The following is a 25,943-nucleotide window of genomic DNA, read 5'->3' as shown; positions in this document are numbered from 1 at the left end:
GCCTCGCACTAAGCGTTCTTGCCGACCGCCTTCTTGCCGAAAGCCTTCTTCGCAAGCTCGACCGCCGCCAGCACGATGGCACCGGCCACGATGCCGACGCCCGCGCTGACGCCCATCGAGCCCAGGCCACCCGCCACGGCGCCGGCGCCCACCGCCCAGGCCTCGACCGCGTGGCCGAGCGCCGGCACCCCGTGCACCAGGATGCCGCCGCCCACCAGGAACATGGCGGCAGTGCCGGCGACGGAAAGCGCCTTCATGAGCCAGGGCGCCGCCGCCAGGATGCCGCGGCCCAGCGCCTGCGAGGCGCCGCCTTCGCGGCGGCTCAGGTAGAGCCCCGCGTCGTCGAGCTTCACGATGCCGGCCACCAGGCCATAGACGCCGATGGTCATGATCAGCGCGATGCCGACCAGCACCGTCAGCTGCGTGGTGAAGGTCTGGCCCTGCACCGTACCCAGGGTGATGGCGATGATCTCTGCGGACAGGATGAAGTCGGTGCGCACCGCGCCCTTGATCTTGCCCTTCTCGATCGCGACGACGTCGACGGTCGGATCGGCCAGCGCCTGCTCATGGCGCAAGAGGTCGGCGTCGTGCTCGTCCTTGTGCAGGAACTTGTGCGCCAGTTTCTCGCACCCCTCGAAACACAGGAAGGCGCCGCCGATCATCAGCAGCGGCGTCACGAGCCAGGGCAGCCAGGTGCCGATGAGCAGCGCCGCGGGCACCAGGATCGCCTTGTTGACGAAGGAGCCCTTGCACACTGCCCATACCACCGGCAGCTCGCGATCGGCCTTCACGCCCGACACCTGCTGCGCGTTCAGCGCCAGGTCGTCGCCCAGCACGCCCGCGGTCTTCTTGGCGGCAACCTTGGTGAGAACGGAAACGTCGTCGAGAACGGTGGCAATGTCGTCGAGCAGGAGCAGAAGACTGGAGGCCATGAAGGAGATGTTCCCGGGGATCAGACGGTGAGATCAGACGACGTTTCGCTTGAGGCGGATCTCCTCGATCTTGGTGTCGCCCAAAGAAGTCGTCTTGGCAGTCTTCATCTCGCGCTTGAAGCCGGCCAGCTCGTAGAAGCGCAGCGCGCGGTCGTTGCGCAGCGGCACCCACACCGTGACCAGCGTGCAACCCTCTTCCTCGAGGCCGTCGCGCGCGGCATCCCAAAGGGCCACGCCCACGCCCTTGCCCCAGTGCTCGGGCTTGACGTAGAGCGCCCAGATCTCGCCGGTGCTCGAGGGTGTCTTGGGATCGCGCGAACGGTCGAAGCCGACGAAGCCTGCAACCTCGTCGCCCAGCACGGCCACGTGCACCTGCGGCTCGCTGAACTCGATGGCTTCGCGCCACTTGGCCTCGCGCGTGGAGGGTGCAAGGGCGCGCAACTGGTCTTCGGGCAGGATCCCGGCATAGGCGGCACGGGCGGAGGCAACGTGGACTTCGGCGATGGCTTTGGCATCGCGCAGCGTGGCGGGGCGGATTTCGTAGTCAGGCATGAATGAATGCGGGGAAACGATCGGTAGGGGCTTCTATTGTCGCCGCGTCGCTAAACTCGACCCCCAATCACTGGAGGAACACATGCCCAAGGGTCAGCAACGCAGCAACAAGGAAAGCAGGAAGCCGAAGAAGGACACGTCGCCGCCGAAGGCGCCGCCCGCCGGCTTCGAGCCGGTCCGCACGATCACGACGGCCGTGATTCCGCGCGGAAAGGTGAAGAACAAGGAATGAGCACGGGCGCGCCGCACGCCACGGCGCGGATCGAGCCCGGTGGCTTCAGCTTCGACACGGAAGCCGGTCGCACGCTGCTGCAATCCGCCGAGGCTGCCGGCATCGAGCTGCCCAGCTCCTGCCGCAATGGCACCTGCCGCACCTGCATCTGCAGGCTGCTCGACGGCGACGTGCGCTACCGCGTCGAATGGCCCGGCCTCAGCCGGGAAGAGAAGGCCGAGGGCTGGATCCTGCCCTGCGTGGCGGAGCCGTTGGGCGACGTGACCGTGGACGCTCCTCTGGCCTTCTCGCATTTCTAGTCCACGGGCTTCACCAGCCGGTCGCGCGACGCCAGTGACGGAAACAGCCGGAACCAGGCCACCGCCACCAGCACGGTGCCGACGCCGCCCAGCACCACCGAGCCCACCGGCCCCAGCAGTGCCGCCGTGGCACCAGATTCGAACTCGCCCAGCTGGTTGCTGGCGCCGATGAAGATCGAATTGACGGCGCTCACCCGACCGCGCATCGCATCCGGCGTCTCCAGCTGCACCAGCGTCTGCCGGATCACGACGTTGACCATGTCGGCTGCGCCCGACACGGCCAGCGCGAGCAGCGACACGAAGAAGCTGCGCGACAGCCCGAACACGATCATGCAGACGCCGAATGCGGCCACGGCGATCAACAGCGCGCGCCCTACGCGGCGCTCGATGGGCTGCCGCGTGAGCAGGATCGACGCCGCGAGCGCGCCCACCGCGGGCGCGCTGCGCAACAGCCCCAGTCCCCACGGCCCCGTGTGCAGGATGTCCTTGGCGAAGATCGGCAGCAGCGCCACCGCGCCGCCGAGCAGCACCGCGAACAGGTCGAGCGAGACTGCGCCGAGCACCGGCTTCCGGTGCCAGATGAAGTCCACGCCCGCCAGCACGGTCGAAAGCGACACCGGCTCGCGCGGCGGCGGCGCATGGTCGTAGCGCACCTGCATCACCAGCAGGCTGCCCACCGCGAAGAAGAGCAGGCCGGCACCATAGACCACGCCGGTGCCAGCTGCGAACAGCAGGCCGCCCAGAGCCGGGCCGCCGATGACCGCGCCCTGCATGCCCGCCGAGCTGAAGGCCATGGCCCGCGGCAGCATCAGCGGCGGCACGAGCAGCGGCGTCAAGGCCTGCTGCGCCGGCATCTGGAAGGCGCGTACCGCGCCCAGCACCAGCGACAGCCCGAGCAGCAGCGCACGCGAGTCGTGGCGGCCCTGAACGGCAAGCAGCAGCACGAGTGCCACCAACCCCTGCACCGCGAAGCACGCGGCGACGATGCGGCCTCGATGACGGCGGTCGACCACGTGCCCCGCCAGGAGCGCCAGCAGCAAGGCCGGCACGAACTGGTAGAGCCCCACCAGCCCGAGGTCCCAGGCGCTGCCGGTCAGCTCGTACATGTGCCAGCCGATCGCGACCAGCAGCATCTGGCTGCCCGCGGTGCCGAAGAGCCGCGCGGTCCACATCCGCATGAAGGGCCGCTCGCGCGTGAGATCGGTGAATGTCGGCACGACGGCAGCGGAAATGGACATCGCGTCGAGGATAGCCGAGGCCCAAAGGCTCATAGACTCGCCCGGCCATGTGCTCGCTCGCCGTGATCCACGAAGATGCCCACCTGCTGGTGCTCGACAAGCCCGCCGGTCTCCTGTGCGTGCCCGGCCGCGGCGACGACAAGCAGGACTGCCTCAGCGCCCGCGCACAGGCGCGCTGGCCCGACGCACTGGTGGTGCACCGCCTCGACATGGCCACGAGCGGGCTGGTGCTCATGGCGCGAAGTCCCGCGATGCAGCGCGCGCTCGGCGATGCCTTTGCCCGACGCCGTGTGCGCAAGCGCTACGAGGCGATTGTCGACGGGCCGATGCCGCTGTCGCAGGAGTGGTCGCTGATCGACGCGCCGCTCATGGCCGACTGGCCCAATCGCCCGATGCAGAAGATCGATGCACGGGACGGCAAGCCCAGCCTGACACGCTGGCGTGTGAAGCGCCTCCTGCCCGATCGCGATGCGAGCCACCTTTGGCTGGAGCCGCTGACCGGCCGCAGCCACCAGCTGCGCGTGCACCTGCTGTCGATCGGCCATCCGATCCTCGGCGACACCCTCTATGGCAGCGAGGACGTGCAGCGGCGCGCGGAGCGGCTGCTGCTGCATGCGAGTGAACTCGAATTTGCCCATCCGGCCGATGGCCGGGTGCTGCGCTTCGAGAGTCCGCCGCCTTTCGCGGGAATGGTCAGTTCGTAGGGATGGGGTCGCTCGCGCACTGCTGACCGGCGCCGTTCCTTGCGGCGATCAGGAACGAGGGCTCGATGCCTCCCCTCGCCAGAACCATGCCTTGCGTGCGCAAGGGAGCTCGGTGCTTGCGCTTGAGCGAGGGGAACGGCGCAGGTTCGTCTCAGGCGGCACTGCGAGGGATCCTGAGCTTGCGCACGACGCTCGACTGACTGATTCCCAACGCCTTGGCCACGCCGCGCGTGCTGCCATGCGCGCGCATCGCCTCTTCGAGCAGGCCGGATTCGAAACGCTCGAGCTGTTCACGCAGCGAGCCGCGGCCCGAGATGCCCTCGGCGTCCGCCGACAGCACGCCGTCGAGGTCCTGCAGCCCGATCAAGGGCTGCGGGCTTGTCACCACCAGGCGCTCGACGACATTCCGGAGTTCGCGCACATTGCCCGGCCATCGGTAGTCGTGAAGTCGGCGCAGCACCCGCTCGGAGATTCGGCGCTCCAAGGCGTACTGCCTGCAGAACTCGGCGGAGAAATGATGGATGAGTGGAAGGATGTCCTCGCGTCGTTCCGCCAGCGGCGGAACATGGATCGGCACCACATTGAGCCGGTAGTACAGGTCGCTGCGGAAGCTTCGCTGCGCCACCATCTCCTTGAGATCGCGGTTGGTCGCGGCAATCACCCGCACGTCGACCGGCAGCGCGCGCGTGCCGCCCACGCGAGTCACGACACGATCCTGCAGCACCGTGAGCAACTTGACCTGAAGGTCCGGGGCCATCTCGCCGATCTCGTCGAGGAACAGCGTTCCCTCCGCGGCCAGTTCGATCAGCCCGTGCTTGCCCTGACGCTGTGCGCCGGTGAACGCGCCCGGCTCGTAGCCGAACAGCTCCGTCTCCAGCAGCTCGCGCGGCAGCGCCCCGCAGTTGATCTTGATGAACGGGCCTTTCGCGCGCGGGCTCTCGGTGTGGATCAGGCGCGTCACGACCTCTTTGCCGACTCCCGACTCTCCCGTCAGCAGCACCGTGGAATTCACCTTGGCGACGCGCACCGCCAGTTCCGCCAGGCGTTGCATGGCGGGGCTCTGCAGCACCACGCCGTCGAACTTGAGTGCCTGATTCCGCAATGCGGCGATCTCGCTGTCGACCCGCTGCAGGTTCTCCTTGGCTTGAGCGAGGACCTGCTGGAGGTTGACAAGCTCGGTCATGTCCCGTGAATTGATGATGACGCGCCGCACCCGACCCTGCTCGTCCAGCAGCGGGATGCCGGTCACCATGATGGTCTTGCCCTCATGCGTCTGCTGCGTCGTGCTGATACGCCGCTTCGACTGCGCGACCTTGCCGGCGATCACCGGCCGTATCCAGCCTTTTCTTTCGAATTCGGAAACATGCTGGCCGATCAGCTGCGAGGCCTTCACGCCATAGTTTCGCTCGCACCCCTCGTTGACGAAGAGCGTCATGCCGTCGCCGTCTGCGACGAAGATCCCGTCGAAGGAGTTGCGCAGGATGTCCTCGAAGTCGCGACAGGTTTGCCGAACTTGCTGGAGCTCTTGCGCGATGTCGCGTTGCTGCTTGCTCATGCTGGATTCCCGTAGAGTTCTGCAAGCATAGGTGTGCCGAGTCGTTTCTGGATCGGGATCGGTACCGCCTGTGTCGTGAGGCGTGTCGCCGCTTCGCCCCAGCGTGAACCTGTGTCGACTCGGCCGATGCATTTCTGGTTCATCCATGCGGTAAGACGCCATTCGGTCTACTGCGCAAGCCCCCATCGGGGCCGTTTCTGCGTCTTTTGGAGCCTCGGCGGGCCCTTGGAGCGCAGCCGCTCGACGGGTAAACCCCTAGCGGGGCCGGCATGTCCATTGCATTTCCCGTCCGCCATTCAACGGACCTCAAGGAGACTTCATGGGCACCCCACTCACTGCACCGCTCTCGAGCCCCACGAGCACGCTCGCGCCAACCCCGCGCGCCCAAGACGAGCACCGGCGCTGGCGCGAGGCCATGGAGTCACGACCCTTCGCGCAGCTGCTGGCCTTGAAGCGCCGCTGCATCACGCCCTTGCTCGCCGTCAGCTTCACCTTCATCGTCGTGATGACCTTGTTGGCGGGATTCGCCAAGGACTTCATGGGGCAGAAGGTGACCGGTGCGTTCAATGTCGGCTATCTGCTGGTGCTGCTGACCTATCTGCTGTGCTGGGCGGTTGCGCTGATCTATGTGCACACCGCCAATCGCTGCTTCGACGCCCAGGCGCGCCTCGCCATCGCGGATTTCGAAGCCCGGAGGCCGAGATGAGATTGCTCACCCTGGGGATCTTCGTTGCGATCCTCGCGCTCACGCTCCTCATCACCTTCTGGGCCGCGAAGCGGACCCACACCACAAGCGAGTTCTACGCGGCCGGCGGAAACCTCACTGCACGGCAGAACGGCTTCGCGTTGGCGGGCGACTGGATGAGCGCGGCAGCCTTTCTGGGCTTTTCAGGGCTGGTCTCGCTCTACGGCATGGATGGATCGCTGTATGCGGTGGCGGCGCTCGCGGGCTTCCTGGTGATCCTCATGCTGGTCGCCGAGCCGATGCGCAACACCGGACGCTTCACCCTTGGCGACGTGATCGCGTATCGCATGCAGACGCCGCAGGCGCGACTGGCGGCCGTGGTCGGAACGATCGTCGTCAATCTCGCCTACATGGTGCCCCAGATGGCGGGCGCGGGCGCCTTGATGAAACTGATGCTCGGCCTCTCGTACGAGTCGGCCGTGGTCGTTGTCGGTATCGGCATGATGGTCTACGTTCTCTTCGGAGGCATGATCGCCACCACCTGGGTGCAGATCATCAAGGCAGTACTGCTCCTGTCGGCGGCCGCCGTGCTGGTGCTGATGCTGCTGGCGCGGGTCGGTTTCAACCCGCTCGTGCTGTTCTCGATGGTCGAGGCGAGCTACGGCAACCAGATGCTGCAGGCGGGTGGCTACCTCAAGCATCCGCTCGATCCGCTCTCGCTGGTGCTCTCGTTCATGCTGGGCGTGGCAGGCCTGCCGCACATCATGACGCGGTTCTTCACCGTGCCAGACGCGACATCGGCGCGCAAGTCGGTGATCTGGCTCATGTTCCTGGCCGGCAGCTTCTTTCTCGTGACCACGCTGATCGGGTTCGCGGCTGCAAGTTTCGTGGGTCAGGATGCAATACGCGCAGCGGACAAGGGCGGCAATCTTGCCCTGCCGCTGCTGGCGCAATACCTGGGGGGTGGGGCCGGATCCGTCGTCGGGCAGGTCTTCCTCGCGGTGGTGTGTGCCGTCGCCTTCGCCACCATCCTTGCGGTCGTCGCGGGACTCACACTGGCGACCTCGGGCGCGGTAGCGCACGACCTCTACGTGAATGTCATCCGGCGCGGCCAAGTGTCCGAGCGCGAGCAGGTACGCATTGCCAAGGCGTCCACCTTCGCTGTAGGAGCCTTGGCGGTGGGGCTCGGCCTGCTCGCACAAGGCTTCAATGTCGGGGTGCTCGTGATCCTGGCGATCGCCGTCGCCGCGTCAGCCAATTTCCCCATCATCGTGCTGTCGCTCTTCTGGCGGCGATTCAATACCGCAGGTGTGATCGGCGGCGTGGCGGCGGGCCTCACTTCTTCGCTGGTGCTGGCCTTCATAGGGCCGGCCTTCATGAAGGAGCATGCGCTGTTCCCCATCTTGAATCCCACGCTCGTCAGCGTTCCGATCGGCTTCTTCGGCGCCATCGTCTGTGCCTTGCTGGCGGGCCGCGACAGCGCCGGCGAATCGCACTTCGGCGAGGTCTTCTTCCGCGCCCAGACTGGATACGGCGTCGGCAACGATTGAGCTGCCAAGCATCCTCTCGCACTCTCAACACAAAGGAATTTCCCATGAAAGACATCCGTGCCATCGTCTTCGACCTGTACGGGACGCTTTTTGACGTGCACTCCGTCGCGACCCTGTGCGAAACCTTCTATCCGAAGCTTGGACGCGAGATCAGCGTGCTTTGGCGGCAGAAGCAGCTCGAGTACACGTGGCTGCGCAGCCTGATGGGCCAGTACGCCAACTTCGAAAAGGCCACCGAGGACAGCTTGGTCTACGCCTGCCGATGTCTCGGCCTCGAGCTCAACGGCGAGAGACGGTCGGCGCTGTGCGAGGCTTACCTCAGGCTCTCGCCGTTTCCGGAGGTGCCCACGGCACTGCGTGAGTTGCGTGCACGCGGGCTGCCACTGGCGATCCTTTCAAACGGGTCCATTCGTTCGATCGATTCGGTCGTGCGGCACTCGGGACTGCTGGACGAGTTCGCGCATCTGATCAGCGTCGAGGATGTTCAGATCTTCAAGCCCAGCCACCGGGTCTACGAGCTGGCGGAGCGCAAGCTCGATCTGCATCGCTCAGCCATTCTCTTCGTCTCGTCCAATGCCTGGGACGTCACCGGCGCTGCCTACTTCGGCTATCCCACGTGCTGGGTGAACCGCAGCTCGGGCACCTTCGAGGAGATGGGCCAGCAGCCGACACTCAGCGTCACCGGCGTTGACGCGCTCGCGCGCACGTTCCGGTTGGCGCAGCCCATCCAGGCATAGCCCGGACACCCGGGCTGAAAGCAATTGTGGTAACGAATCAGGCGGCGGGAATGGCCAGGATGGAGCTTTCCGAGCGGCCCGAGCCTGCAGCAGCGATAAACGACGTCGTCGTGCAGATCGCCGGCGCAGTCGGGTCGATGGTGGCGCAACTCGCACGATGGGCCGGCGCCCGCGTCATCGGCACCGGACGTGCCGCCGACCGTCAGAAAGTGCTCGACTTTGGCGCGCAGGAGCTTGTCGATCTCGACAGCGACAGGCTGGAAGACGTCGGCCGAGTCGATCTGGTGTTCGACGTCATCGGCGGCGACATCCAGAAGAGGTCCGCGCGCCTGATTCGACCCGGAGGAACGCTGGTATCCATCGTCGGGCCGGCTGAGGCGCGGCCCGTTGCTGGCCTGGCGATCGACTTCGTTGTCGAGTCCGATCGTGCCCAATTGAGTGAGATCGTCCAGCGGGTGCGGGACGGACGACTGCGGACGAACATCGGGACCGTGGCGCCCCTCGACAATGCCGTCGCCGCCTTCCACTCGACCGAGCGGCGCGCAGGGAAGACGGTCATTCGCGTTCGTCCGTGAGGACTCGGGCAATGCGAGCGCTTCTGATCGCCCCAATGGCTTGTCCCCATCTCCCTACCGGCCCGGATGAGGGCGGAATCCTGCGGTGTTGTCAGGATTTCGGCCAAGACAGCAGTGCGGCATGCACAACCCGGCGGGCAGTCTCCCGCGAGACGCCGGCTTTCGCCTGGACGGCCAGGCCCTGGATGAGCGAGATGATGAGCGAGGCCGCATCGTCGCTGGTCATGCCTGGTGGCAGCGGCGCCATTGCCGTCGTCTCTTCAAATCGGTCGCGTAGCCGTAGCCTGAAGCGCTCGCGGCCGCGTACGAGTTCCTGCCTGATTGCCTCGGCGTCCGTGGAACCGGCGAGCGCAGTGTTGAGTTCGAGGCAGCCCACGGGATTCACCCCGCTGCTGTGCAGCTCAGTGATTCCGTCGAGCAGCCGCTCGGCGATGCGACGCGGCGTTGGCTCTGCAAGTGCTTCATGCCGAAAATCCAGAAAGTCACGCTGGTACCTTTCAACGACGCGCCAGAAGAGCGCCTCCTTGCTGCCGAAGGCCTTGTACAGGCTTGATTTCGTCAGCCCAGTCGCCTCCATCAGGTCACTCAGCGAAGTGCCCTCGAAGCTCTTCTCCCAGAACAGCCGAAGGGCCGCTTGCAAAACCTCGTCTTCATCAAATTCGCGCGGACGTGCCATGGTGCTTAAGTGCTCGAGCAAAACTGGCCAGATAAGGACCGGTCGGTCTACAATGCGTCTTCCGATGGGTCGGCAGACTTCTCATACCGGAATAGATCAGCAAGGCTGTTATTTTTTCAAGTAGTTGTGTACCACTTAGTTCATAACTGTGCCACAAGAGATCTCTCCCAATGGCCATCACCAGAGGCCAGCGGAGAAAGCATCCTTGTACCTCGACTTATCCCCTTGCCGGTGGCCGATGTGCTGGATGGCTTGCGGAGGCGAGCCTCGCCTGCGAGCCGGGCCGGATCGATTGCATGGCAGACGAAAAGCCACATCCCGGCCTTTTCAACCGGGATGACCCGCGCCATCAGCGGCACCGCGATCGCATTGAAGCGAACCGGCCGGACTTCAGACCTGTGATGAACGCGAAGGTAAGGGCTTCATCCGCGCCCACTGATTTCAAGGTGGCTTTCCAACCCATCGTGAACGTGGCACGCCGGGAGATCTTTGCGCATGAGGCGCTGGTGCGTGGGATGAATGGCGAAGGAGCTGCGGAGGTGCTCGCGCGGGTTGATCCGCAAAGACGCTTCGATTTTGACCAGGCGTGTCGCGCCAGAGCGATCGAGCAGGCTGCGAAACTGGGAATGCAGTCGACGCTCAGTCTCAACGTGTCGCCGAGCGATGTCTGCAATGAGGAATGCTTGCGGAGCGCCATAGCGACGGCCCGTCGATGCAATTTTCCGTGTCATCGATTGATGTTTGAAATCACGGAAACCGAGCGTATCGAGGATCTTCCTCGTTTGGGATCGACTTTCCGGAGCTATGGCGAATATGGGCTCACCTCCGCCATCGACGACTTTGGCGCCGGGTTTGCCGGGCTCGAACTTTTAGCGGGCTTCCAACCTGACGTTGTCAAGATCGACATGCATCTGGTGCGCAACATTCACATCGACCGTGTCCGACGGACCATCGTGAAGGGGCTTGTCGCAACCTGCGGTGAGCTCGACATCAAGGTGATTGCCGAAGGCGTCGAGACGCCTGAGGAAGTCCATGTGCTGCGAGAACTTGGCATTGACTTGTTCCAAGGCTATTACTTCGCAAGGCCCACCATGGGAGCACTGCCGCTGGTCCAGTGGGAGAGGGATGAACAGAGGTGAAGCGCTCGGGACATCGAGAGAGCGAGATTCATGTGCATCCAAGGCAGTACCCCGATCGGAAGACTCATCTGGGGAAGCCACATCTTCAAACGAAAGGAACAACGCGTTGCAACGGCGAACAACGGACAGAGCCAGCACGGAGAGGGCCTTGCTTCAGGCGGCGCACGTAGCCGTCGAGAAGGCAAGAGCGTACATCGCCGCCGGGGGCGATGCGGTCCCATACTTCAGCCCAACTGATCTGGCGGCACTCTCGCCCGGCGGTCAGGAAGATGCACTGCACGCAGAGGAGAAGGTCTATGAGGCGCATCCCGAGCGTGCCGCCATCCACTTTTGCATGAGCTCGTCGACTCAACTGCTGGAACTCAGCCGTTCACTTCTTGACGAGCCACATCTCTGCTCACCGGCGGAGCGGATGAGCAGGCACAAGAAACTCGTGAACGACGCGAAGGCGGCGGGGCGCGGAGCCTACCGCGCGGCGCTCATCCTTTCCTCCGAGTCTGTCGACTCATGCACAAGACACAAGGGTCCCACCGACTAGCCCTTGACCACGAGCACCGGCACCTTGGCATCCTGCAGCACACGCTGAGTGACGCTGCCCAGCAGCAGCTTCTCGATGCCCGAGCGCCCGTGCGAGCCCATCACGATCAGGTCCGCCCCGATCGCCTCGGCGGTGTCGACGATGCCTTCGTGCACCACATGGCCGTCAATCACGCGCTGGTCGCTGTGCAGGCCTTCGGCGGCGAGCGCAGCCACGCCGCGCGCGAGCGCTGCGTTGGCGCTGCTCGTGGCGGCCGCAAGGTATTCGTTCTGGCCCAGTGCGTAGTCCGCACCGACGCCGATGAAGGGATAGTTGTCCACCACGTGGATGAGGGTGATGCGGCTGCCGAAGGCCAAAGCGAGGCCGCTGGCCTTGCTCACCGCGAGCATCGATGTTTCGGAGCCGTCGATCGGAACCAGGATGTGATTGAACATGGCAAACCTCGTTTGTTCACGTGATGGCTCTCAGCCGAACCGGGCCTCGAATGTACATCCAGGGAGGGGGCGGGGCTGTAGGACTTCTACGGCCGGGCGGGGTGATGCTCAATTGCCCTGGAACGAACCGGCGCGGCAGGTCACGACCAGCGTGTCGCGCCAGCCGGGCTGCGTCTCCACCACGGGCTGGATGGGCGTCGATTCATGGATCACGCGCGCATCGTCGATCACCATCAGGGTCCACGGCTCCGTCATGGTGAAGCGCTCGCCGCGACGGCCCGCAGCCTCGAACACGCGCGTCTCGCCGCCCTTGATGTTGTGGCGCCCGACCAGCGCCACGGCGACCAGGTCGACACCGTCGCGGTGCGCACCCTCGGGCGTGGGCCGGCCGATACCCTCGGCGGTGTCGATGCGGAACTGGTGCGCTTCGACGTACCAGCGCTGCGTGCCGCGCAGCCCGTTCGCCACCTCGGCCAGGCTCTTGATGAGCGCCTGCCAGGCGGGCTGCACCAGCGTGCCGGCCTCCATGGGCGCGAACCAGCGCTGCATGCCGCCATGCAGCGCGTTGTACTCGACCGGCTGCCAGTGTGCACGATGAGGCACCTGCTCGATCATCGCGTTCTCGACCATGAAGCAGGCGTGGCGACGGGTGCGGTAGCGGCCGCCGTCCTTCAGGTATTCGTCCAGCGGGAGATGGTTCCAGTCGGCGTGCAGCGGCTCGAGCTGGGCCAGCGGGCACCCCAGCCACTCGGCCACGCCTTGCGGGCTCAGCACGACGTAGCCGTCCTGTCGCAGCGCAGGGACGAGGCGGTCTACGGGAGTGAACGGCGGGTCGAACAACCCCGAGCTCACTCACTCACCTTCACGCCCTTCCAGAAGGCGACGCGGTCGCGCACCATCTCGGCCTCGGGCTTGGGGTCGGCGTAGTACCAGACGGCATCGGTGTTGAGCTCGCCGTTGACGAGCAGCGAGTAGTAGCTGGCCGTGCCCTTCCAGGGGCAGGTGCTCTTGTGATTGCTGAAGCTGACGTAGTCGCGATTGAGCGCGCTCGCGGGGAAATAGTGGTTGCCTTCGACGAGCACGGTGTCGTCGCTCTCGGCGATGGTGACGCCGTTCCAGGTTGCTTTCATCCAGATCTCCAAACCCCCGCCGAGGGCGGGACGGAGCTATTGTGCCGCGGGCGACTGCAGCCAGTGCACGCTGAAAAGCCGCTCGGGATCGGTCCACACCGCGGCCGGCCTGAGCCCGGCCTTTACCGCCAGCGCCTGCAGGCCATCGACGGTGAACTTGTACGAGTTCTCGGTGTGGATGGTCTCGCCCTCCTCGAAGTTGAAGCGCTGGCCATCGAGCGTGACCGCTTGCGCGCGGCGGCTCACCAGGTGCATCTCGATGCGGCGCAGCGGCGCGTTGTAGAAGGCCGCGTGCGAGAAGCCTTCGGGATCGAAGTCGGTGCCGAGCTCGCGGTTGGCGCGGCGCAGGAGGTTGAGGTTGAAGGCCGCCGTCACGCCTTGGGCGTCGTTGTACGCGGCGTGCAGCCGCGCCGGGTCCTTGACCAGGTCCACCCCCAGCAGCAGGCCGCCGCCGCGCAGCAGGCGCTGTGCGAGCTGCAGGAAGGCGAGCGCCTCCTCGGGACTGAAGTTGCCGAGCGTCGAGCCGGGAAAAAAGCCCACGCGCTGGCCCATGCCCTCGCCTCGTGCCGGCAGCACCAGCGGCATGGTGTAGTCGGCGACGACGGGCTGCACCCCGAGCTGCGGGTAGTCGGTGCGCAGGCGCTGGGCGGCTGCCTCGAGGTGCTCGCCCGAGATGTCGATCGGCACGTAGCGCCGCGGCGTGTGCAGCGCATCGAGGAGCAGGCGCACCTTGGTGAGCGAGCCCGCGCCGAACTCGATGACCTCGGCATGCGGCCCGATCTGGGCGGCGATCTCGGGCGCGCGTTCGGTGAGGATGCGCATCTCGGTGCGCGTCGGGTAGTACTCGGGCAGCTCGCAGATGCGGTCGAAGAGCTGCGAGCCCGCCGCGTCGTAGAAGAACTTGGGCGAGATGCCGCGCGGGCTGCGGCTCAGGCCCTCGAACAGCTCGCGGCCGAAGTCGGAGAGCGGCGCAGCACGCTGTGCGCTGCGGAATGCATGCAGGCTGATGGCAGGAATACTCATCGAAGATCCTTCGCGAGCCGTAGCCCCGAGAACTGCCAGCGGGCCGCCGGCGGAAAGAAGTTGCGGTAGCTGGGCCGCGAATGGCCCTCGGGCGTGGCGACGCTGCCCCCGCGCAGCACCAGTTGACCGACCATGAACTTGCCGTTGTATTCGGCCGCCACGCCCGACAGCGGGCGAAAGCCCGGGTAAGGGTCGTACGACGAGCGCGTCCATTGCCAGACATGGCCGCTCATCTGAGAAATGCCAGGGGCGTCGTGCGCGGCCTCCCACTCGAACTCGGTGGGCAGGCGCGCGCCGGCCCACTCGGCATAGGCCGCAGCCTCGTAGAAGCTCAGCTGGGAGACCGGCGCCTCGGGCTCCATCGGCCGCACGCCCTGCAGGCCGAAGACCTGCCACCCCGCGGTCGTGCCAGGGTGGGCCAGGCGCGGATCATCGGCAGCGAGCCAGTACGCTGGGTGGCGCCAGCCCTGCGCCTGCACCGCCGCCCAGCCGTCGGAGAGCCACAGCTCGGGCCGCTGGTAACCGCCATCGGCGATGAACTGCGCGTATTCGCCGCAGTTCACCAGCCGGTCCGCAATCGCATAGGGCTGCAGCAAGGCCGCGTGACGCGGGGTCTCGTTGTCGAAGCAGAAGCCACCGTCGGCATGGCCGACCTCGATCGTGCCGCCAGGCCGCGAGAGCCAGCGCATCGCCGGTGCCACCGAAGCCAGCCGCAGCGCCGGCACGGGCACCGCACGGTAGGCGGGCAGCAAAGGATTGCACGACAGTGCATGCAGGATGTCCGTCAGGATCAACTCCTGGTGCTGCTGCTCGTGATTCAGGCCCAACTCGATGATCGCCACGATCGCGTCCCAGTTGGGAGCGCCTTCGCTACGCAAGAGCAACGCGTGCACCCCCTCGTCCACATGGCGCCTATAGGCGTGCACCTGGTCGAGCGAAGGCCGCGTCAGCAGCCCGCGGTGGGGGCGCGGATGTCGCGGCCCCAGTGCCTCGTAATAGGAATTGAACAGATAGGCGAAGGCCACATCGAACACGCGATAGCCCTCGGCGTGCGGCTGCAGCAGCACGGTCTCGAAGAACCAGGTGGTGTGCGCCAGGTGCCACTTGGTCGGACTGGCGTCGGGCATCGACTGGATGCACTGGTCTTCGGCCGAGAGCGGGGCTGCCAGCGCAAGGCTGTGCGCACGCACCGCCTGGAACCGATCGCGCAGGTCGTCCGCCGCGGGCTTGGCCGGCCGGGTGAGGTTCATGGGGTCTCCATTGTTGGAGGAAGGTTTTAGCTCAACGATGCAGGGCGGCGCCGTAGGACAAGAACGCGCGGCGCGCGCCCCGCCCCGGCGCACGCCCCAGTCGCACCCGACACTCTGGCACAAGACGCCCGGGCCTGCACCGCGCCTGCGTATCATCCGGCGATGAGCACGCCCTCCTCCACCCGCCCCCGGATCGTGATCATCGGCTGCGGCTTCGGCGGGCTCGAGGCAGCGCGCAAGCTGCAACAGGCGGCCGTCGACATCACCATCGTCGACAAGACCAACCACCACCTCTTCCAGCCCCTGCTCTACCAGGTTGCAACCGCCGGCCTGGCCGCGCCCTCCATCGCTGCGCCGGTTCGGCTGCTGTTCCGCCACCAGCCCAACATCACCACCCTGCTCGGGGAGGCGACGCGCATCGATCCCGGCGAACGCGTGGTGCATCTGGCCGATGGCTCTCGCCTGCCCTATGACTACCTGATCGTGGCCGCTGGCGCGACGCACAGCTACTTCGGCCATGACGACTGGTCTCGCATGGCCCCCGGCCTCAAGACCCTCGCCGATGCCTTCGAGATCCGGCGCCGCATCCTGATGAGCTTCGAGGCGGCCGAAGTCGAAACCGACCCGGCGCGCCGGCGCGCGCTACTCACTTTCGCGGTGATCGGCGCCGGACCCACCGGCGTCGAGATGGCCGGCACGCTGGCCGAGATTGCGCGCCACACGCTCAGTGGCGAGTTCCGCCACATCGATCCGCGCACGGCCGAGGTGCTGCTGATCGAGGGCGGCCCGCGCGTGCTGCAGGCAATGCCCGAGGTCCTGAGCCAGCGCGCGCTCGAGCAGTTGCAGAAGCTCGGCGTGCAGGTGCGCCTCAATGCCCGCGTGACGGCTGTCTTGCGCGATGGACTGGAGGTGGAGTCGCCCTTCAGCGATGGCGGCGCGGGTACCGGCACCCATCGCATCGCCTGCCATTGCGTGATCTGGGCCGCCGGCGTGGCCGCCTCGCCGCTCGGCCGCCTGCTGGCCGAGGCCACGGGCGCCGAATGCGACCGCGCCGGCCGCGTGAAGGTGCTGCCCGACCTCAGCCTGCCCGGCCATCCCGAGATCAGCGTGGTGGGCGACCTGGCGGCCGCCATGAGCCACCGGCCCGGCAAGGAGCCCGTGCCGGTGCCCGGCGTCTCTCCCGGCGCCAAGCAGGCGGGGCGCGCCGCTGCGACGAACATCCTGCGCCGCATCGCCGGGAAGGAAACCGTCCCCTTCCGCTATCGCGACTACGGCAACCTCGCGACCATCGGGCGTAACTCGGCCGTGGTCGACCTGGGCACGCCGCTGGGCACGCTGCGCTTTTCGGGCCGCCTGGCGTGGCTGTTCTGGTTGTTCGCGCATGCGTATTTCCTGATCGGCTTTCGCAACCGCATCGTGGTGCTGATGGATTGGGCCAGCGCCTACTGGAGCTTCCAGCGCCATGCGCGGGTGGTGGCCGAGGTGCAGGGCAAGGGCGAGGCCTGAGACCGCGCCATGATCCACATCCGCGACATCGACCACATCGTTCTGCGCGTCGTCGACCTCGACGCCATGCTCCGCTTCTACTGCGACGTGCTCGGCTGCACGGTCGAGCGCCGGCAGGAGGCCATCGGCCTGATCCAGCTGCGCGCCGGGCGCTCGATCGTGGATCTCGTGCCCGTCGATGGCGAGTTGGGCCGTGCCGGTGGGGCGCCGCCCGGCCGGGAAGGCCGCAACCTCGATCACTTCTGCCTTCGCGTCGATCCCTTCGATGAAGCGTCGATACGCAGTCACCTCTCGGCGCATGGCGTGCAGGCCGGACCGACCGAAGACCGCTACGGCGCGGAAGGCAGCGGCCCTTCGATCTACCTCAAGGATCCGGAGGGCAACGTGGTCGAGCTCAAGGGTCCGCCTGGCGCCATCTGAACGGCTGCGCTTCCGCGCGGTCACCCCCGGCGACACCCGCACGCTTCCCGGCTCGCCCTTTCCGTGATAAGGATTCGCTGCCCCAAGATCAACCTCCTCGTGCGCTCGTCCAACGCCGAGGTCGTCGCCTTCTACCGCAGGCTCGGCTACACGCAGGACGATGTCATCAGCCTTGGACGCCGCCTCATCCAAGACACGTGACACAGACCGAACGCAAGCTCCAGTCGCTCGGCATCTTCGAAGCGCATGCCCGGCGCGCGCAAAGCCGCAGTGGCTGACGAGTGTCGCGCATTGTTCGCGCAAAGCGAGCTTGCGCGCCGAGACTGAATGAACAATCCCCTTTCGACTCGGAATCAACAGGGCTCGTTGCCTGGCGCGGAACCAAAGCGATGGGACAGTCACTGAAAAGTCATACAGAACTAACGCCACGATGACGGCTGAACGCGGGAGTCGGAATGCGTTCAGTCCGGCGCATTCCGGATCGCGTACCTTGAACGCGATGCGCCTGTCTCACATCTCATCTCGGCCGGGTAAGCAGGCGCTCGCACCATGCATCTCTATTCCGCAGTCAAGCATTCTCTTCACAAACTGACGAAAGGCGGCTCGACGCCACCATCCCAGGCCAAGCAGCCAGGACCTGGCTCACCAAAGCCAATTCGGCCACTGGAAATCAATCGGAATCAGGTCGGTGGAAGACGACGCCAACCTCAGACCCTGTGCATTCAAGAATGCGGTAGCGAATGGGATGAGATGCGCAGGCATCTGGAACTGCTCGAGGGCCTGGACTTTCTAGACAACGGCAACATTGTCGCGGTGTCGAGGCTGGGCGAGAAAGCGCTCAAGTCTGTGGCCGAGGCCCTCGCGATCCTGTTGGAAGCGGACCACCTCGAGGCGGCATCCACGTTGATACGCATGTGCAAGCCATCGGTGCGGCTCGACCTGCTGGAACTGTGCAAGCCGGATCACGTCAAGAAGCTGACGGCCAGCGATGATACGAAAGTCCGCGAAGCCATGGATGTGGCACTGCGTGCGGCGGCCCGCGCCGCGTTGACTCGCCAGCCCCAGGAACTTGCCCAGTTCTTCAGACTGCTGCCGCATTGCTCACCGTTGGCGAGAGAGCACTCGGTGGCACTGTTTCCACCGCTCACCACCAACATGCTCCGGGGCTTGGAAGACCTTGTCCTCGTCGACGCTGTCAACCTGACACTGGTGCAAATCCGAAAGCTGGACACGGATTCGTGCCTGACCGAACTCGTTTCTCTGCAGTCGATTGCCGACGATCTCGAGGTTAGCGATATGCCACGAGCAGCAGTGATGAAATCCATCCTCTGGCTCGCCCTGGACCCGAAGAGGGTTCCTGATCCAGCCCTCAGTAGCAAGCTGGAGGAGCTCCAATCCCGAGTTCGAATTCCAGCGTTGACCCCGGAACTGCTCAATAGCATTTCAGCTGTACTACGACGTGGCGTCGCGGGCGTTGCGGAGATGCAGAAGGAAGCTTTGCACAACCTCAACGAAAGCTTCGCTCCTCAACCGGGACTGCCGTCCCTGCTGGACGAGATTGACTTCAAGGCTGCCCTAAGAGCCGGGGATCTGAAGAAAGCCGCAAATTTGATTCACAACTCGCCAAACGAGCCCTTCTGTGCCGAGGCATCCGGGAAACTGTTCGTGGCCGTCAGCTTAGGTCTCAAGGAGGTTGGAATCCACGTTCGTGAACGGAAGGTCGAATTCAGGGACGCAGAAGCTGCGGAGCAACAGGCTTCAGTGGCGCGGGAGATGGCCGTCGTGCTCGCCATGACCGGCAAGCCGTCATCGACCCGAAAGGCCGAGGCCATACTTTCGCTGTTGGGTTCGGGGCCGGGCGCGCTCATTCGGGGAGTGCTTGAAGGGCTTGGGTTCCCCGACCGTGGTGATGCGCGAAGTCAAATATGCGATGCACTGCCGACGCTCTGTGATGCCGGTCATTCCGCTGAGCTGAATCTGATTCTGAGGACGAAACTCGGTGAATGTCTGGTCGCCCAAGCCGTGGACGACTACTTGTCGCAAAGCGAACTCCGCGATGACGCAGTCGTCTTGCTATTCAAGACACTTGCGCATCGTGTGGATCTTCGCACGACCCTTCTGTTTCAATCGATCGGTCCCGCCGCGGTAAAGGCCCGTCACCTGCGTATTCAGGCTGACCAACGATGGGCTAGCCTGTCCAAGAGATTGATGAGGCTTGAATTCCATGAAAAGCAAAGTTTACTGAATGAGTGCATCCAGGACCTGGGCGAGTGGAAACCTGGCTGGAGGGTGCTTCTGTTCCCATGCCTGGATCCGACTTTCAATGAATCGGACGGGATCTTTGCGGTGCTCTCGGTCAAAGCCGTCGATGCCGCCGCTGCGGACAAGCGAGGTGGAGTGGGAGATGGGATCGACTTGCCTGCACTGAATGGCAGGCTTCAGAGGACCCTGGCACGCATGCTGAATACCAGCGTGGCCGGCAAACCCTTGCTGTCCGACGGCGCACGCTTGAATGTCATGTCCACGATCGTGAGCAGCATGGACTTGGCGAACAGAATCGTTGCATGGGCAAAAGACCCAGATAGGCCAGTATCAACAGGCGACAAGGTGCAGTTGTACAAGGGGATGGCGGATGCGCTCATCAACCTTCAACATGATCTTTCTCCATCCAGGTTCGATGCGACATTGCCTGCCAACCATGCAGTAGCAGATGTGGCCGCCATGTTGTGGAGCGTGGTGCCTCCGTCGGACAGAGGATTCTTTGAAAACGAGCTGAAAACCGTAGAGGCAAAGATAGAGAAGAGAAGGATAGAAATCGGCACAAAGAAAGACGACAAGGTTGAGTTGGGGTTCCTCGTTGCCTCTCTCAAGGCCGATCAGAAAAGGAAAGGGGCATTGCACAAGAATCTGGAGATGGAAGACTTGAAGGATGACCTGCGGCGCATGGTTGCCAATCTGCTGGTCGATATCGAGAGGCACGAGCCCGGGAAAGTGAAGGCCCTGATGAGCGAGGAAGCGTGGGCGGAACTCGGCCGCCGGGTGAAGCCCCTGGGGATTTGATCCACAAGCATCGCGACACCTTCGTGGGCGAGCCGGTCTGGCCGAGCTGCCCTTCGGCATTCCGGTGGAGATCAAGGCAAAGGTCGAATTCCGCTCCTGGCGGGCGCAGAATACGAACTCCGACCCCAGCGATCGCGGAGTTTCAAATGAAGAAGCTGTCCTGCCTAGGCACCGCCCTGCTCCTGCTGCCCGGCATCGTCTTCGCCCAGGAGCCATGCAGGACCCGCAACACGGCCGAGATCAACCAGTGCGCACAACAGGCACTGGAGCGCAAGGACAGGGAGCTCAATACCGCCTACCAGGCGCTGCTGAAGTCGCTCGATCCCACCGACAAGGCCGACGCCATCGACTACGCCGGAGCCCGCAGGCTGCTGCAACAGGCGCAGAGGGCCTGGATCCAATTCCGCGACAACGATTGCAAAGCCAAGTACATGCTCAACGCCGGCGGCACGGTGCGCGACATTGCCGCGCTCAGCTGCCAGATCGAGCACACGGAGCAGCGCACCAAGCAGCTCAGGGATTGGCTCAAGGCTTGAGTCGCATCCCGGGGGACGGCTCAGCGGCTCAGCCCTTGTTCTCCGCCTCCTGCAGCAGCCGCCACATCACCTTCCCGCTCCCGCTCTTGGGCAGCACATCGACGAACTGGACGGTCCGCGGGATCTTGTAGACCGCCATGTTCTCGCGGCACCAGTCGATGATGTCCTGCTCGGTGGTGTTCTTGTGGCTGGCGCGCAGCACCACCACCGCCTTGACCGATTCGCCGCGGTAGGCGTCCCTGGTGGAGATCACGCAGGCCTCCTGGATGGCAGGGTGCCGGAACATCAGGAGCTCGACTTCCGCCGGCCACACCTTGAAGCCGCTGGCGTTGATCATGCGCTTGAGGCGGTCAGTGATGAAGAAGTAGCCGTCCTCGTCCATGCGGCCCATGTCGCCGGAACGGAAGAAGCGCTTGCCCTCGAACTCCACGAAGGCCGCTTCGGTGGCGTCGGGCCGCTTCCAGTAGCCCTGGAACACCTCGGGCCCGTGGATGATGATCTCGCCCGATTCGCCGATCGGCATCTCTTTCAGCGTGTCGGGGTCGACCACGCGCGCATCGGTGCTCATGAAGGGGATGCCCAGGCACTGCTGCTTGGGGTTGTCGAACGGATTGGTGTGCGAAGGCGCCGCGGTCTCGGTGAGTCCGTAGCCTTCCGCGTACCTGAGCCCATACTGCTCGTAGAGCCGCTGCGCCACCGCCTGTGGCATCGCTGCGCCGCCGCCGCCGATGTGGCTCAGGCTGCTGAGGTCGAAGCTCGCGAAGTTCGGGCTGCCCATCAGGTCGATGACCATCGTGGGGATGTTCGTCCAGCTCGTGACCTTGCGGCGGGAGATCAGCCGGCCAGCCACCTCGCGGTCCCAGCGAGGCATGACCACCAGCGTACCCGCGCTCATGACGACGGTGTGCAGCACGCTCACGGTGCCGGTGATGTGGAACATCGGCACCACCGCCAGCACCACCGTCTCGGATGAGCTCAGGCCCCACAGCTGGCAGGCGTAGGCGTTGTGCATCAGGCTGGAGTGGTGGTGGATGCAGCCCTTGGGCAGGCCGGTGGTGCCGCTGGTGTAGGGCAGCAGCGCCATGTCGTTGGCACCCACCACATGCGCGGGCGGCGCGTGGCCTGCCGCCAGCGCGTCGGTCCAGGCGATCACCTGGCCGCCGGCCAGCGAAGGCAACGGATGGCGGGTGAGCAGCCAGTCGCGCCAGCCCGGCGGCGGCGCCTCGTCGCCTTGCGCTTCCGGGTCGAAGGCATCGGTGAATTGCGTGACGATCAGGTGCGCCAGGCGCTCGCCCGGTGGGAGCGCATCACTGGCCTTGGCGAGTTCGGGCGCGAGGTCGCCGGTGGTGATGGCCACCTTGGCGTCCGGATCGGTGATGTAGTGCTTGAGCTCCTCGGCCCTGTTCATCGGGTTGACCGGCACCACCACCGCGTTGGCGCGCAGGATGGCGAAATGCGCGATCACCAGCTGCGGGCAGTTCTGCATGTCCAGGACCACGCGGTCGCCGCGCTTCACGCCCAGTGCATGCAGCGTGCCTGCCAGCCGCTCGACCTGGTCGGCGAGCTCGCGATACGAGGTCTCCCGGCCGAAAAAGACCAGCGCGGTCTTTCCCGGAAAGCGCTCGGCGGCGGTGGCGAGGTTGTGCCACAGCGAGGTGGCCGGAACGGTGATCGAGCGGGGCAGGCGCTGCGGCCAGAACTTGTAGTGCGGGCGATCCATACGGGCTCCATTGGGGAGGGGCAAGCCTACGACGCCAGGCCGGTCGGCCGCATCGGGGAAGCCCCCAGCGCGTCGCATCGGTGACTCTGCAACAGACAGATGCTTCGCTCATCCCGGCGGCCGACAGACATGCCGCGCGTTCAGGCGTACAAAGTCGGCTCCTTCACCCCACCACCACCGAGGAGCTCTCATGGCAGCAGACAAGCGCGCAAGTGTTCACTGGGAAGGCGCCGGCAAGACCGGCAAGGGCCAGATCAGCACGGAAACGGGCGCACTCAAGGACTATCCCTACGGCTTCAAGAGCCGCTTCGAGGACGATCGCACCGGCACCAATCCTGAAGAGATTCTCGGCGCCGCGCATGCCGGCTGTCTTACGATGGCCCTCGCCTTCGCGCTGGAGGGCGCGGGCTTCACCGCGACGCGCATCGACACCCAGGCCGCAGTGCGCCTGGCGAAGGATGGTCCCGGCTTCAAGATCGACCGCATCCAGCTCGAGCTGGAAGCCGTGATTCCTGGCATCGACGAGGCGAAGTTCCAGGAACTCGCTGCCGGTGCCAAGGCCGGCTGCCCGCTTTCGAAGGCGCTGGCGAGCGTGCCCGAGATCACATTGAAGGCAACGCTCAAGACCTGAACCCGCGCTGCTTATGATCGTCCTCCCAACGAGGAGACGAACATGAACGGCAACGTCAAGAAGACGCTGGTGGCGGCGTGGTGCCTCGCGGCCTCGGCCGCGGCGCTGGCCGCATTTCCCGAGAAGCCCATCAAGGTCGTGATCGGCTTTCCGGCCGGCGGCCCGCTGGACCAGCACGCCCGCCTGCTCAGCGACAAGCTGCAAGCTGTGCTCGGACAGCCGGTGTTGATCGACTACAAACCTGGAGCCGGCGGCTCCGTGGGCGCGGACGCGGTGGCCAAGAGTCCGGCGGACGGCTACACCCTGATGCTCGCGAACACCGGCGTGGCCGTGATCAACGGTGCGCTCTACAGCAAGCTGCCCTACAACACCCTGCGAGACTTCACGCCCATCGCGCGCACTGCGATGCAGCCGCTGGCGCTGCTGGTCACGCCCAAGCTGCCGGTGAACAATCTCCAGGAGTTCGTGCGCTATGCCAAGGCGCGGCCTGGCCAGATCAACTACGGCTCGGCCGGCAACGGCGGCATCAGCCACCTGGTACCGGAAATGTTCAAGACGGCCACGGGCCTCTACATGGTCCACATCCCCTATCGGGGCAGCGCGCCGGCGTTTACCGACCTGATGGGCGGCCAGGTGCAGTTCATGGCCGAATCCATCCCGCAGGCGGCCAACTATCACAAGCAAGGCAAAGTGCGGGCGCTCGCCGTGACCAGCGCCGCGCGCAACCCCGCCCTGCCCGACATTCCGACCGTGATCGAGAGCGGCATCAAGGGCTTCGAAGTGGTCGGCTTCTACGGCTTCCTGGCACCAGCCGGCACGCCGAAGGACGTAATCGCGAAGCTTTCTGACGCGTTCCGGCAGGTGCTGGGCAATCCGGAGGTCCGCGAGCGCATGACCAGCCAGGGCGCCGACCCTGCCTTCCTGGGCACCGAGGATTTCGCCCGCTTCCTCGCCGCGGAGACGCCGCGCTGGGAGAAGGCCGTCAAGGCCTCCGGCGCCAGGATGGATTGAAGGCCAGACGCAGACCATCGCCACCAACGCCGCAGTGGCCGGGCACATGATGCGCTGTTCGGCGATCCGCAGACGCCCGAGCTCAAGCAGTTCCTCTCGTCGCTTCACGACTGAACCATCGAGCTGTGGCAAGCTCCGAGCGGTATGCAGTACCGCTCTTTCCCGCCGCTTTCCCGCCGTGTTCTTGTGCGCGCCGTGCTTGGCGCAGTTGCAGCGCCCGCGCCCTTCGCAGCGCTGGCGGGCTTCAATTTCTTCACCAGCGAATACACCGCGAGCCGCGAAGAGCTGCAGGCGCAGATCGCCAAGCGCTTTCCGGTGCAGCAGCGCTATGCCGAGATCTTCACCGTCGAATTGCGTGACCCGCAGCTGGGCCTGGAGGCCGGGGCGAACCGTGCCGCGATCACCGCCTTGCTGAGCATCGCGAGCCCGCTGCTGCGGCCCTCCAAGGTCGAAGGCGTGGTGTCCGTCAGCAGCGCACTCAGGTACGACGCGGCGGCCCGCGCGCTGCGCCTCGACCAGCCCCGCGCGGAGCGGCTCGAGCTCCAGGGCGTGACCGGGCGGGACGCCGAGCGCCTGCAGCAGATCGGCGCGGTGGTCGCGCAGGAACTGCTGCGCGACCAACCGCTGCGCACCTTCACCGCCGAGGAGCTGACCGTCGGGCGCAAGACCTACGAGATCGGTGACATCACGGTGCTGCGAGATGGCATCAAGGTCGAATTGAAATGAGCTCTCCCCCAGGTTGGCTCACTTCGTGTAGCCGCCCACCCCCTCTCCGGGGGCAACTCCAGCGGCCCGGCAAAGCCGGTTCCGCATCGCTTCGATTGCCCGCGGCATGGCTGGCGGCGGCACTGTGGCTTGCAGGGTGCTCTGCGCCGAGCCCAGGCGCGATGCACGAGTTCGACCTCCAGGCCCATCGTGGCGGCCGGGCGCTCGCGCCGGAAAATACGCTGGCTGCCTTCGACAACGCGATGGACATGGGCGTCAGCACGCTCGAGCTCGACATCGGACTCACGGCCGACGGGGTGGTGGTGATCTCGCACGACACGGTGCTCAACCCCGACCACACGCGCGATGCGACTGGCGCCTTCCTCGCCGCCAAGGGTCCGGCGATCCGCGCGCTGACGTTCTCGCAGCTGCAGGCCTACGACGTCGGGCGCATCGACCCCGCGACGCCCTACGGCAAGCAGTTCGCGCTGCAGGTGCCGCGCGACGGCGAGCGCATCCCGGCCCTGGCCGCGCTCTTCGATCGGGTGCGCGCGCGCAACGCCACGCAGGTCCGCTTCAACATCGAAACCAAGCTCGACCCGGCACTCCCCCAAGAAACCGCGGCACCCGAACAAATGGTGCGCGCGCTGCTCGCCGAGATCGACAAGGCGGGCATGGGCCCGCGCGTGACCGTGCAGAGTTTCGACTGGCGCACGCTGGCGCTGGTCGGCCAGTGGGCGCCGCAGCTGCAGCGCGCCTATCTCACGACCGGGCGCACGCTCCGGGATCCGCGCTGGACCTCGGGCCTGCGGCTCGAAGACTTCGGCTCGGCCCCGCGCCTGGTCAAGGCCGCCGCTGGAACCAGCGAAGGCAAGGTGATCTGGTCGCCTGCCTTCAATGACCTAACGGCCGCGCAGGTCCAGGAGGCGAAGGCGCTGGGCTTCCAGGTCGTGCCCTGGACGGTGAACCGGCGCGCCGACATGGCAAAGCTGATGGATTGGCAGGTGGACGGCATCATCACCGACGATCCTGCGCTGCTGCGCGACCTGATGCGCGAGCGCGGGCTCGCGCTGCCGGCGCCCGCGAAGCCCTGAGCGTCCTGGAG

29 protein-coding genes are annotated in these 25,943 nt (G+C 65.6%); 18 read left to right on the top strand and 11 right to left on the bottom strand.

Going from position 1 to position 25,943, the window contains the following annotated elements; translation table 11 throughout:
* Nucleotides 1-8: 8 nt before the first annotated feature.
* Nucleotides 9-932, bottom strand: coding sequence for a DUF808 domain-containing protein (locus tag G3W89_RS11640; RefSeq protein ID WP_162574232.1), 924 nt, complete (start codon nucleotides 930-932; stop codon nucleotides 9-11).
* A 33-nt stretch (nucleotides 933-965) separates the two neighbouring features.
* Nucleotides 966-1,484, bottom strand: a complete 519-nt coding sequence (locus G3W89_RS11635; RefSeq protein ID WP_162574231.1) for a GNAT family N-acetyltransferase — start codon at nucleotides 1,482-1,484, stop codon at nucleotides 966-968.
* An 82-nt stretch (nucleotides 1,485-1,566) separates the two neighbouring features.
* On the opposite strand from G3W89_RS11635, the gene G3W89_RS32960 reads away from it, so the two are divergent.
* Entirely contained in the window at nucleotides 1,567-1,716 is a 150-nt protein-coding gene (locus tag G3W89_RS32960; RefSeq protein ID WP_174258252.1) for a hypothetical protein, read from the top strand.
* Nucleotides 1,713-2,015 (top strand): 2Fe-2S iron-sulfur cluster-binding protein, encoded by a 303-nt coding sequence (locus tag G3W89_RS11630; RefSeq protein ID WP_162574230.1) that lies wholly within the window; start codon nucleotides 1,713-1,715, stop codon nucleotides 2,013-2,015. The genes G3W89_RS32960 and G3W89_RS11630 overlap by 4 nt, the downstream gene beginning before the upstream one ends.
* On the opposite strand, the gene G3W89_RS11625 is transcribed toward G3W89_RS11630, so the two are convergent.
* Nucleotides 2,012-3,193 carry an MFS transporter gene (locus G3W89_RS11625; RefSeq protein WP_162577435.1) on the bottom strand — a complete coding sequence of 394 codons (1,182 nt, stop codon included), beginning with the start codon at nucleotides 3,191-3,193 and terminating at the stop codon, nucleotides 2,012-2,014. The two genes, G3W89_RS11630 and G3W89_RS11625, sit on opposite strands and share 4 nt — an antisense overlap.
* A 107-nt stretch (nucleotides 3,194-3,300) precedes the next feature.
* On the opposite strand from G3W89_RS11625, the gene G3W89_RS11620 reads away from it, so the two are divergent.
* Nucleotides 3,301-3,957 (top strand): RluA family pseudouridine synthase, encoded by a 657-nt coding sequence (locus tag G3W89_RS11620; protein WP_162574229.1) that lies wholly within the window; start codon nucleotides 3,301-3,303, stop codon nucleotides 3,955-3,957.
* A 151-nt stretch (nucleotides 3,958-4,108) separates the two neighbouring features.
* On the opposite strand, the gene G3W89_RS11615 is transcribed toward G3W89_RS11620, so the two are convergent.
* Nucleotides 4,109-5,512 (bottom strand): sigma-54 interaction domain-containing protein, encoded by a 1,404-nt coding sequence (locus G3W89_RS11615; RefSeq protein WP_232076472.1) that lies wholly within the window; start codon nucleotides 5,510-5,512, stop codon nucleotides 4,109-4,111.
* A 319-nt stretch (nucleotides 5,513-5,831) separates the two neighbouring features.
* On the opposite strand from G3W89_RS11615, the gene G3W89_RS11610 reads away from it, so the two are divergent.
* From G3W89_RS11610 to G3W89_RS11595, 4 genes are read left to right on the top strand one after another with little or no spacing between them, the layout of a single operon-like run.
* Nucleotides 5,832-6,218: a DUF485 domain-containing protein gene (locus G3W89_RS11610; protein WP_232076470.1), complete on the top strand. Its 387-nt coding sequence runs from the start codon at nucleotides 5,832-5,834 to the stop codon at nucleotides 6,216-6,218.
* Entirely contained in the window at nucleotides 6,215-7,747 is a 1,533-nt protein-coding gene (locus tag G3W89_RS11605) for a solute symporter family protein (RefSeq protein WP_162574227.1), read from the top strand. The genes G3W89_RS11610 and G3W89_RS11605 overlap by 4 nt, the downstream gene beginning before the upstream one ends.
* A gap of 44 nt (nucleotides 7,748-7,791) precedes the next feature.
* The gene (locus tag G3W89_RS11600; RefSeq protein WP_162574226.1) at nucleotides 7,792-8,484 is read left to right on the top strand and encodes a haloacid dehalogenase type II; all 693 of its coding nucleotides are present in this window, start codon (nucleotides 7,792-7,794) and stop codon (nucleotides 8,482-8,484) included.
* Nucleotides 8,485-8,543: 59 nt separating this feature from the next.
* Nucleotides 8,544-9,059 carry a zinc-binding dehydrogenase gene (locus G3W89_RS11595; protein ID WP_443083168.1) on the top strand — a complete coding sequence of 172 codons (516 nt, stop codon included), beginning with the start codon at nucleotides 8,544-8,546 and terminating at the stop codon, nucleotides 9,057-9,059.
* A 91-nt stretch (nucleotides 9,060-9,150) separates the two neighbouring features.
* On the opposite strand, the gene G3W89_RS11590 is transcribed toward G3W89_RS11595, so the two are convergent.
* Nucleotides 9,151-9,735, bottom strand: a complete 585-nt coding sequence (locus G3W89_RS11590; RefSeq protein WP_162574225.1) for a TetR/AcrR family transcriptional regulator — start codon at nucleotides 9,733-9,735, stop codon at nucleotides 9,151-9,153.
* A 296-nt stretch (nucleotides 9,736-10,031) separates the two neighbouring features.
* Between G3W89_RS11590 and G3W89_RS11585 the strand changes: the two genes are divergently transcribed.
* Nucleotides 10,032-10,874, top strand: coding sequence for an EAL domain-containing protein (locus tag G3W89_RS11585; protein ID WP_232076468.1), 843 nt, complete (start codon nucleotides 10,032-10,034; stop codon nucleotides 10,872-10,874).
* A 148-nt stretch (nucleotides 10,875-11,022) separates the two neighbouring features.
* Nucleotides 11,023-11,412: a hypothetical protein gene (locus G3W89_RS11580; protein ID WP_162574224.1), complete on the top strand. Its 390-nt coding sequence runs from the start codon at nucleotides 11,023-11,025 to the stop codon at nucleotides 11,410-11,412.
* Here G3W89_RS11580 and G3W89_RS11575 read toward each other — a convergent pair.
* From G3W89_RS11575 to egtB, 5 genes are all read right to left on the bottom strand, one after another.
* Nucleotides 11,409-11,846, bottom strand: coding sequence for a universal stress protein (locus tag G3W89_RS11575; RefSeq protein WP_068683349.1), 438 nt, complete (start codon nucleotides 11,844-11,846; stop codon nucleotides 11,409-11,411). The genes G3W89_RS11580 and G3W89_RS11575 overlap by 4 nt on opposite strands.
* A 108-nt stretch (nucleotides 11,847-11,954) precedes the next feature.
* Nucleotides 11,955-12,698, bottom strand: a complete 744-nt coding sequence (locus G3W89_RS11570) for a 2OG-Fe dioxygenase family protein (RefSeq protein ID WP_162574223.1) — start codon at nucleotides 12,696-12,698, stop codon at nucleotides 11,955-11,957.
* Nucleotides 12,695-12,976 carry a DUF427 domain-containing protein gene (locus tag G3W89_RS11565; protein ID WP_106558686.1) on the bottom strand — a complete coding sequence of 94 codons (282 nt, stop codon included), beginning with the start codon at nucleotides 12,974-12,976 and terminating at the stop codon, nucleotides 12,695-12,697. Before G3W89_RS11565 ends, G3W89_RS11570 begins: the two co-directional genes overlap by 4 nt.
* Nucleotides 12,977-13,012: 36 nt before the next feature.
* Nucleotides 13,013-13,999 carry an L-histidine N(alpha)-methyltransferase gene (gene egtD / locus G3W89_RS11560; RefSeq protein WP_162574222.1) on the bottom strand — a complete coding sequence of 329 codons (987 nt, stop codon included), beginning with the start codon at nucleotides 13,997-13,999 and terminating at the stop codon, nucleotides 13,013-13,015.
* Nucleotides 13,996-15,249, bottom strand: a complete 1,254-nt coding sequence (gene egtB, locus G3W89_RS11555; protein WP_162574221.1) for an ergothioneine biosynthesis protein EgtB — start codon at nucleotides 15,247-15,249, stop codon at nucleotides 13,996-13,998. The genes egtD and egtB overlap by 4 nt, the downstream gene beginning before the upstream one ends.
* Nucleotides 15,250-15,411: 162 nt before the next feature.
* On the opposite strand from egtB, the gene G3W89_RS11550 reads away from it, so the two are divergent.
* The 5 genes from G3W89_RS11550 (at nucleotide 15,412) to G3W89_RS11530 (ending at nucleotide 20,771) form a co-directional block, all read left to right on the top strand.
* On the top strand, nucleotides 15,412-16,755 hold the full coding sequence (locus tag G3W89_RS11550) for an NAD(P)/FAD-dependent oxidoreductase (RefSeq protein WP_162574220.1): 1,344 nt from the start codon (nucleotides 15,412-15,414) through the stop codon (nucleotides 16,753-16,755).
* A gap of 9 nt (nucleotides 16,756-16,764) precedes the next feature.
* Nucleotides 16,765-17,175, top strand: a complete 411-nt coding sequence (locus tag G3W89_RS11545) for a VOC family protein (protein WP_162574219.1) — start codon at nucleotides 16,765-16,767, stop codon at nucleotides 17,173-17,175.
* Between the two features lie 63 nt (nucleotides 17,176-17,238).
* A complete protein-coding gene (locus G3W89_RS11540) occupies nucleotides 17,239-17,376 on the top strand; it encodes a hypothetical protein (RefSeq protein ID WP_197893547.1) in 138 nt (45 codons plus the stop codon).
* Between the two features lie 348 nt (nucleotides 17,377-17,724).
* Nucleotides 17,725-20,235, top strand: a complete 2,511-nt coding sequence (locus tag G3W89_RS11535) for a hypothetical protein (RefSeq protein WP_162574218.1) — start codon at nucleotides 17,725-17,727, stop codon at nucleotides 20,233-20,235.
* Between the two features lie 146 nt (nucleotides 20,236-20,381).
* A complete protein-coding gene (locus tag G3W89_RS11530) occupies nucleotides 20,382-20,771 on the top strand; it encodes a lysozyme inhibitor LprI family protein (protein WP_162574217.1) in 390 nt (129 codons plus the stop codon).
* A 28-nt stretch (nucleotides 20,772-20,799) separates the two neighbouring features.
* Here the strand turns inward: G3W89_RS11530 and G3W89_RS11525 are convergent, their stop codons facing one another.
* A complete protein-coding gene (locus G3W89_RS11525; protein WP_162574216.1) occupies nucleotides 20,800-22,491 on the bottom strand; it encodes a long-chain fatty acid--CoA ligase in 1,692 nt (563 codons plus the stop codon).
* A 190-nt stretch (nucleotides 22,492-22,681) separates the two neighbouring features.
* Here G3W89_RS11525 and G3W89_RS11520 point away from each other — a divergent pair, with 190 nt between their 5' ends.
* The 4 genes from G3W89_RS11520 to G3W89_RS11505 all read left to right on the top strand — a co-directional run bounded on the left by G3W89_RS11520 (nucleotide 22,682) and on the right by G3W89_RS11505 (nucleotide 25,932).
* Entirely contained in the window at nucleotides 22,682-23,122 is a 441-nt protein-coding gene (locus G3W89_RS11520; protein WP_162574215.1) for an OsmC family protein, read from the top strand.
* A 42-nt stretch (nucleotides 23,123-23,164) separates the two neighbouring features.
* Nucleotides 23,165-24,133: a Bug family tripartite tricarboxylate transporter substrate binding protein gene (locus tag G3W89_RS11515; RefSeq protein WP_162574214.1), complete on the top strand. Its 969-nt coding sequence runs from the start codon at nucleotides 23,165-23,167 to the stop codon at nucleotides 24,131-24,133.
* Nucleotides 24,134-24,277: 144 nt separating this feature from the next.
* A complete protein-coding gene (locus G3W89_RS11510; protein ID WP_162574213.1) occupies nucleotides 24,278-24,859 on the top strand; it encodes a DUF1439 domain-containing protein in 582 nt (193 codons plus the stop codon).
* A gap of 161 nt (nucleotides 24,860-25,020) precedes the next feature.
* Nucleotides 25,021-25,932 carry a glycerophosphodiester phosphodiesterase gene (locus G3W89_RS11505; protein WP_232076466.1) on the top strand — a complete coding sequence of 304 codons (912 nt, stop codon included), beginning with the start codon at nucleotides 25,021-25,023 and terminating at the stop codon, nucleotides 25,930-25,932.
* Nucleotides 25,933-25,943: the final 11 nt, after the last annotated feature.

Origin of the sequence: Variovorax sp. PBL-H6 (assembly GCF_901827155.1) — a bacterium.
GTDB lineage: Bacteria > Pseudomonadota > Gammaproteobacteria > Burkholderiales > Burkholderiaceae_C > Variovorax.
The sequence above is the reverse complement of the archived record's forward strand: the minus strand, read 5'-3'. Positions and strand labels throughout refer to the sequence as shown.

What these genes read in the sequence shown, in the direction of transcription:
- G3W89_RS11640 (WP_162574232.1), bottom strand. Translation starts at nt 932, where the DNA reads ATGGCCTCCAGTCTTCTGCTCCTGCTCGACGACATTGCCACCGTTCTC.
- G3W89_RS11635 (WP_162574231.1), bottom strand. Translation starts at nt 1,484, where the DNA reads ATGCCTGACTACGAAATCCGCCCCGCCACGCTGCGCGATGCCAAAGCC.
- G3W89_RS32960 (WP_174258252.1), top strand. Translation starts at nt 1,567, where the DNA reads ATGCCCAAGGGTCAGCAACGCAGCAACAAGGAAAGCAGGAAGCCGAAG.
- G3W89_RS11630 (WP_162574230.1), top strand. Translation starts at nt 1,713, where the DNA reads ATGAGCACGGGCGCGCCGCACGCCACGGCGCGGATCGAGCCCGGTGGC.
- G3W89_RS11625 (WP_162577435.1), bottom strand. Translation starts at nt 3,193, where the DNA reads ATGCGGATGTGGACCGCGCGGCTCTTCGGCACCGCGGGCAGCCAGATG.
- G3W89_RS11620 (WP_162574229.1), top strand. Translation starts at nt 3,301, where the DNA reads ATGTGCTCGCTCGCCGTGATCCACGAAGATGCCCACCTGCTGGTGCTC.
- G3W89_RS11615 (WP_232076472.1), bottom strand. Translation starts at nt 5,512, where the DNA reads ATGAGCAAGCAGCAACGCGACATCGCGCAAGAGCTCCAGCAAGTTCGG.
- G3W89_RS11610 (WP_232076470.1), top strand. Translation starts at nt 5,832, where the DNA reads ATGGGCACCCCACTCACTGCACCGCTCTCGAGCCCCACGAGCACGCTC.
- G3W89_RS11605 (WP_162574227.1), top strand. Translation starts at nt 6,215, where the DNA reads ATGAGATTGCTCACCCTGGGGATCTTCGTTGCGATCCTCGCGCTCACG.
- G3W89_RS11600 (WP_162574226.1), top strand. Translation starts at nt 7,792, where the DNA reads ATGAAAGACATCCGTGCCATCGTCTTCGACCTGTACGGGACGCTTTTT.
- G3W89_RS11595 (WP_443083168.1), top strand. Translation starts at nt 8,544, where the DNA reads ATGGAGCTTTCCGAGCGGCCCGAGCCTGCAGCAGCGATAAACGACGTC.
- G3W89_RS11590 (WP_162574225.1), bottom strand. Translation starts at nt 9,735, where the DNA reads ATGGCACGTCCGCGCGAATTTGATGAAGACGAGGTTTTGCAAGCGGCC.
- G3W89_RS11585 (WP_232076468.1), top strand. Translation starts at nt 10,032, where the DNA reads ATGGCAGACGAAAAGCCACATCCCGGCCTTTTCAACCGGGATGACCCG.
- G3W89_RS11575 (WP_068683349.1), bottom strand. Translation starts at nt 11,846, where the DNA reads ATGTTCAATCACATCCTGGTTCCGATCGACGGCTCCGAAACATCGATG.
- G3W89_RS11565 (WP_106558686.1), bottom strand. Translation starts at nt 12,976, where the DNA reads ATGAAAGCAACCTGGAACGGCGTCACCATCGCCGAGAGCGACGACACC.
- egtD (WP_162574222.1), bottom strand. Translation starts at nt 13,999, where the DNA reads ATGAGTATTCCTGCCATCAGCCTGCATGCATTCCGCAGCGCACAGCGT.
- egtB (WP_162574221.1), bottom strand. Translation starts at nt 15,249, where the DNA reads ATGAACCTCACCCGGCCGGCCAAGCCCGCGGCGGACGACCTGCGCGAT.
- G3W89_RS11550 (WP_162574220.1), top strand. Translation starts at nt 15,412, where the DNA reads ATGAGCACGCCCTCCTCCACCCGCCCCCGGATCGTGATCATCGGCTGC.
- G3W89_RS11545 (WP_162574219.1), top strand. Translation starts at nt 16,765, where the DNA reads ATGATCCACATCCGCGACATCGACCACATCGTTCTGCGCGTCGTCGAC.
- G3W89_RS11535 (WP_162574218.1), top strand. Translation starts at nt 17,725, where the DNA reads ATGCATCTCTATTCCGCAGTCAAGCATTCTCTTCACAAACTGACGAAA.
- G3W89_RS11530 (WP_162574217.1), top strand. Translation starts at nt 20,382, where the DNA reads ATGAAGAAGCTGTCCTGCCTAGGCACCGCCCTGCTCCTGCTGCCCGGC.
- G3W89_RS11525 (WP_162574216.1), bottom strand. Translation starts at nt 22,491, where the DNA reads ATGGATCGCCCGCACTACAAGTTCTGGCCGCAGCGCCTGCCCCGCTCG.
- G3W89_RS11520 (WP_162574215.1), top strand. Translation starts at nt 22,682, where the DNA reads ATGGCAGCAGACAAGCGCGCAAGTGTTCACTGGGAAGGCGCCGGCAAG.
- G3W89_RS11515 (WP_162574214.1), top strand. Translation starts at nt 23,165, where the DNA reads ATGAACGGCAACGTCAAGAAGACGCTGGTGGCGGCGTGGTGCCTCGCG.
- G3W89_RS11510 (WP_162574213.1), top strand. Translation starts at nt 24,278, where the DNA reads ATGCAGTACCGCTCTTTCCCGCCGCTTTCCCGCCGTGTTCTTGTGCGC.
- G3W89_RS11505 (WP_232076466.1), top strand. Translation starts at nt 25,021, where the DNA reads ATGCACGAGTTCGACCTCCAGGCCCATCGTGGCGGCCGGGCGCTCGCG.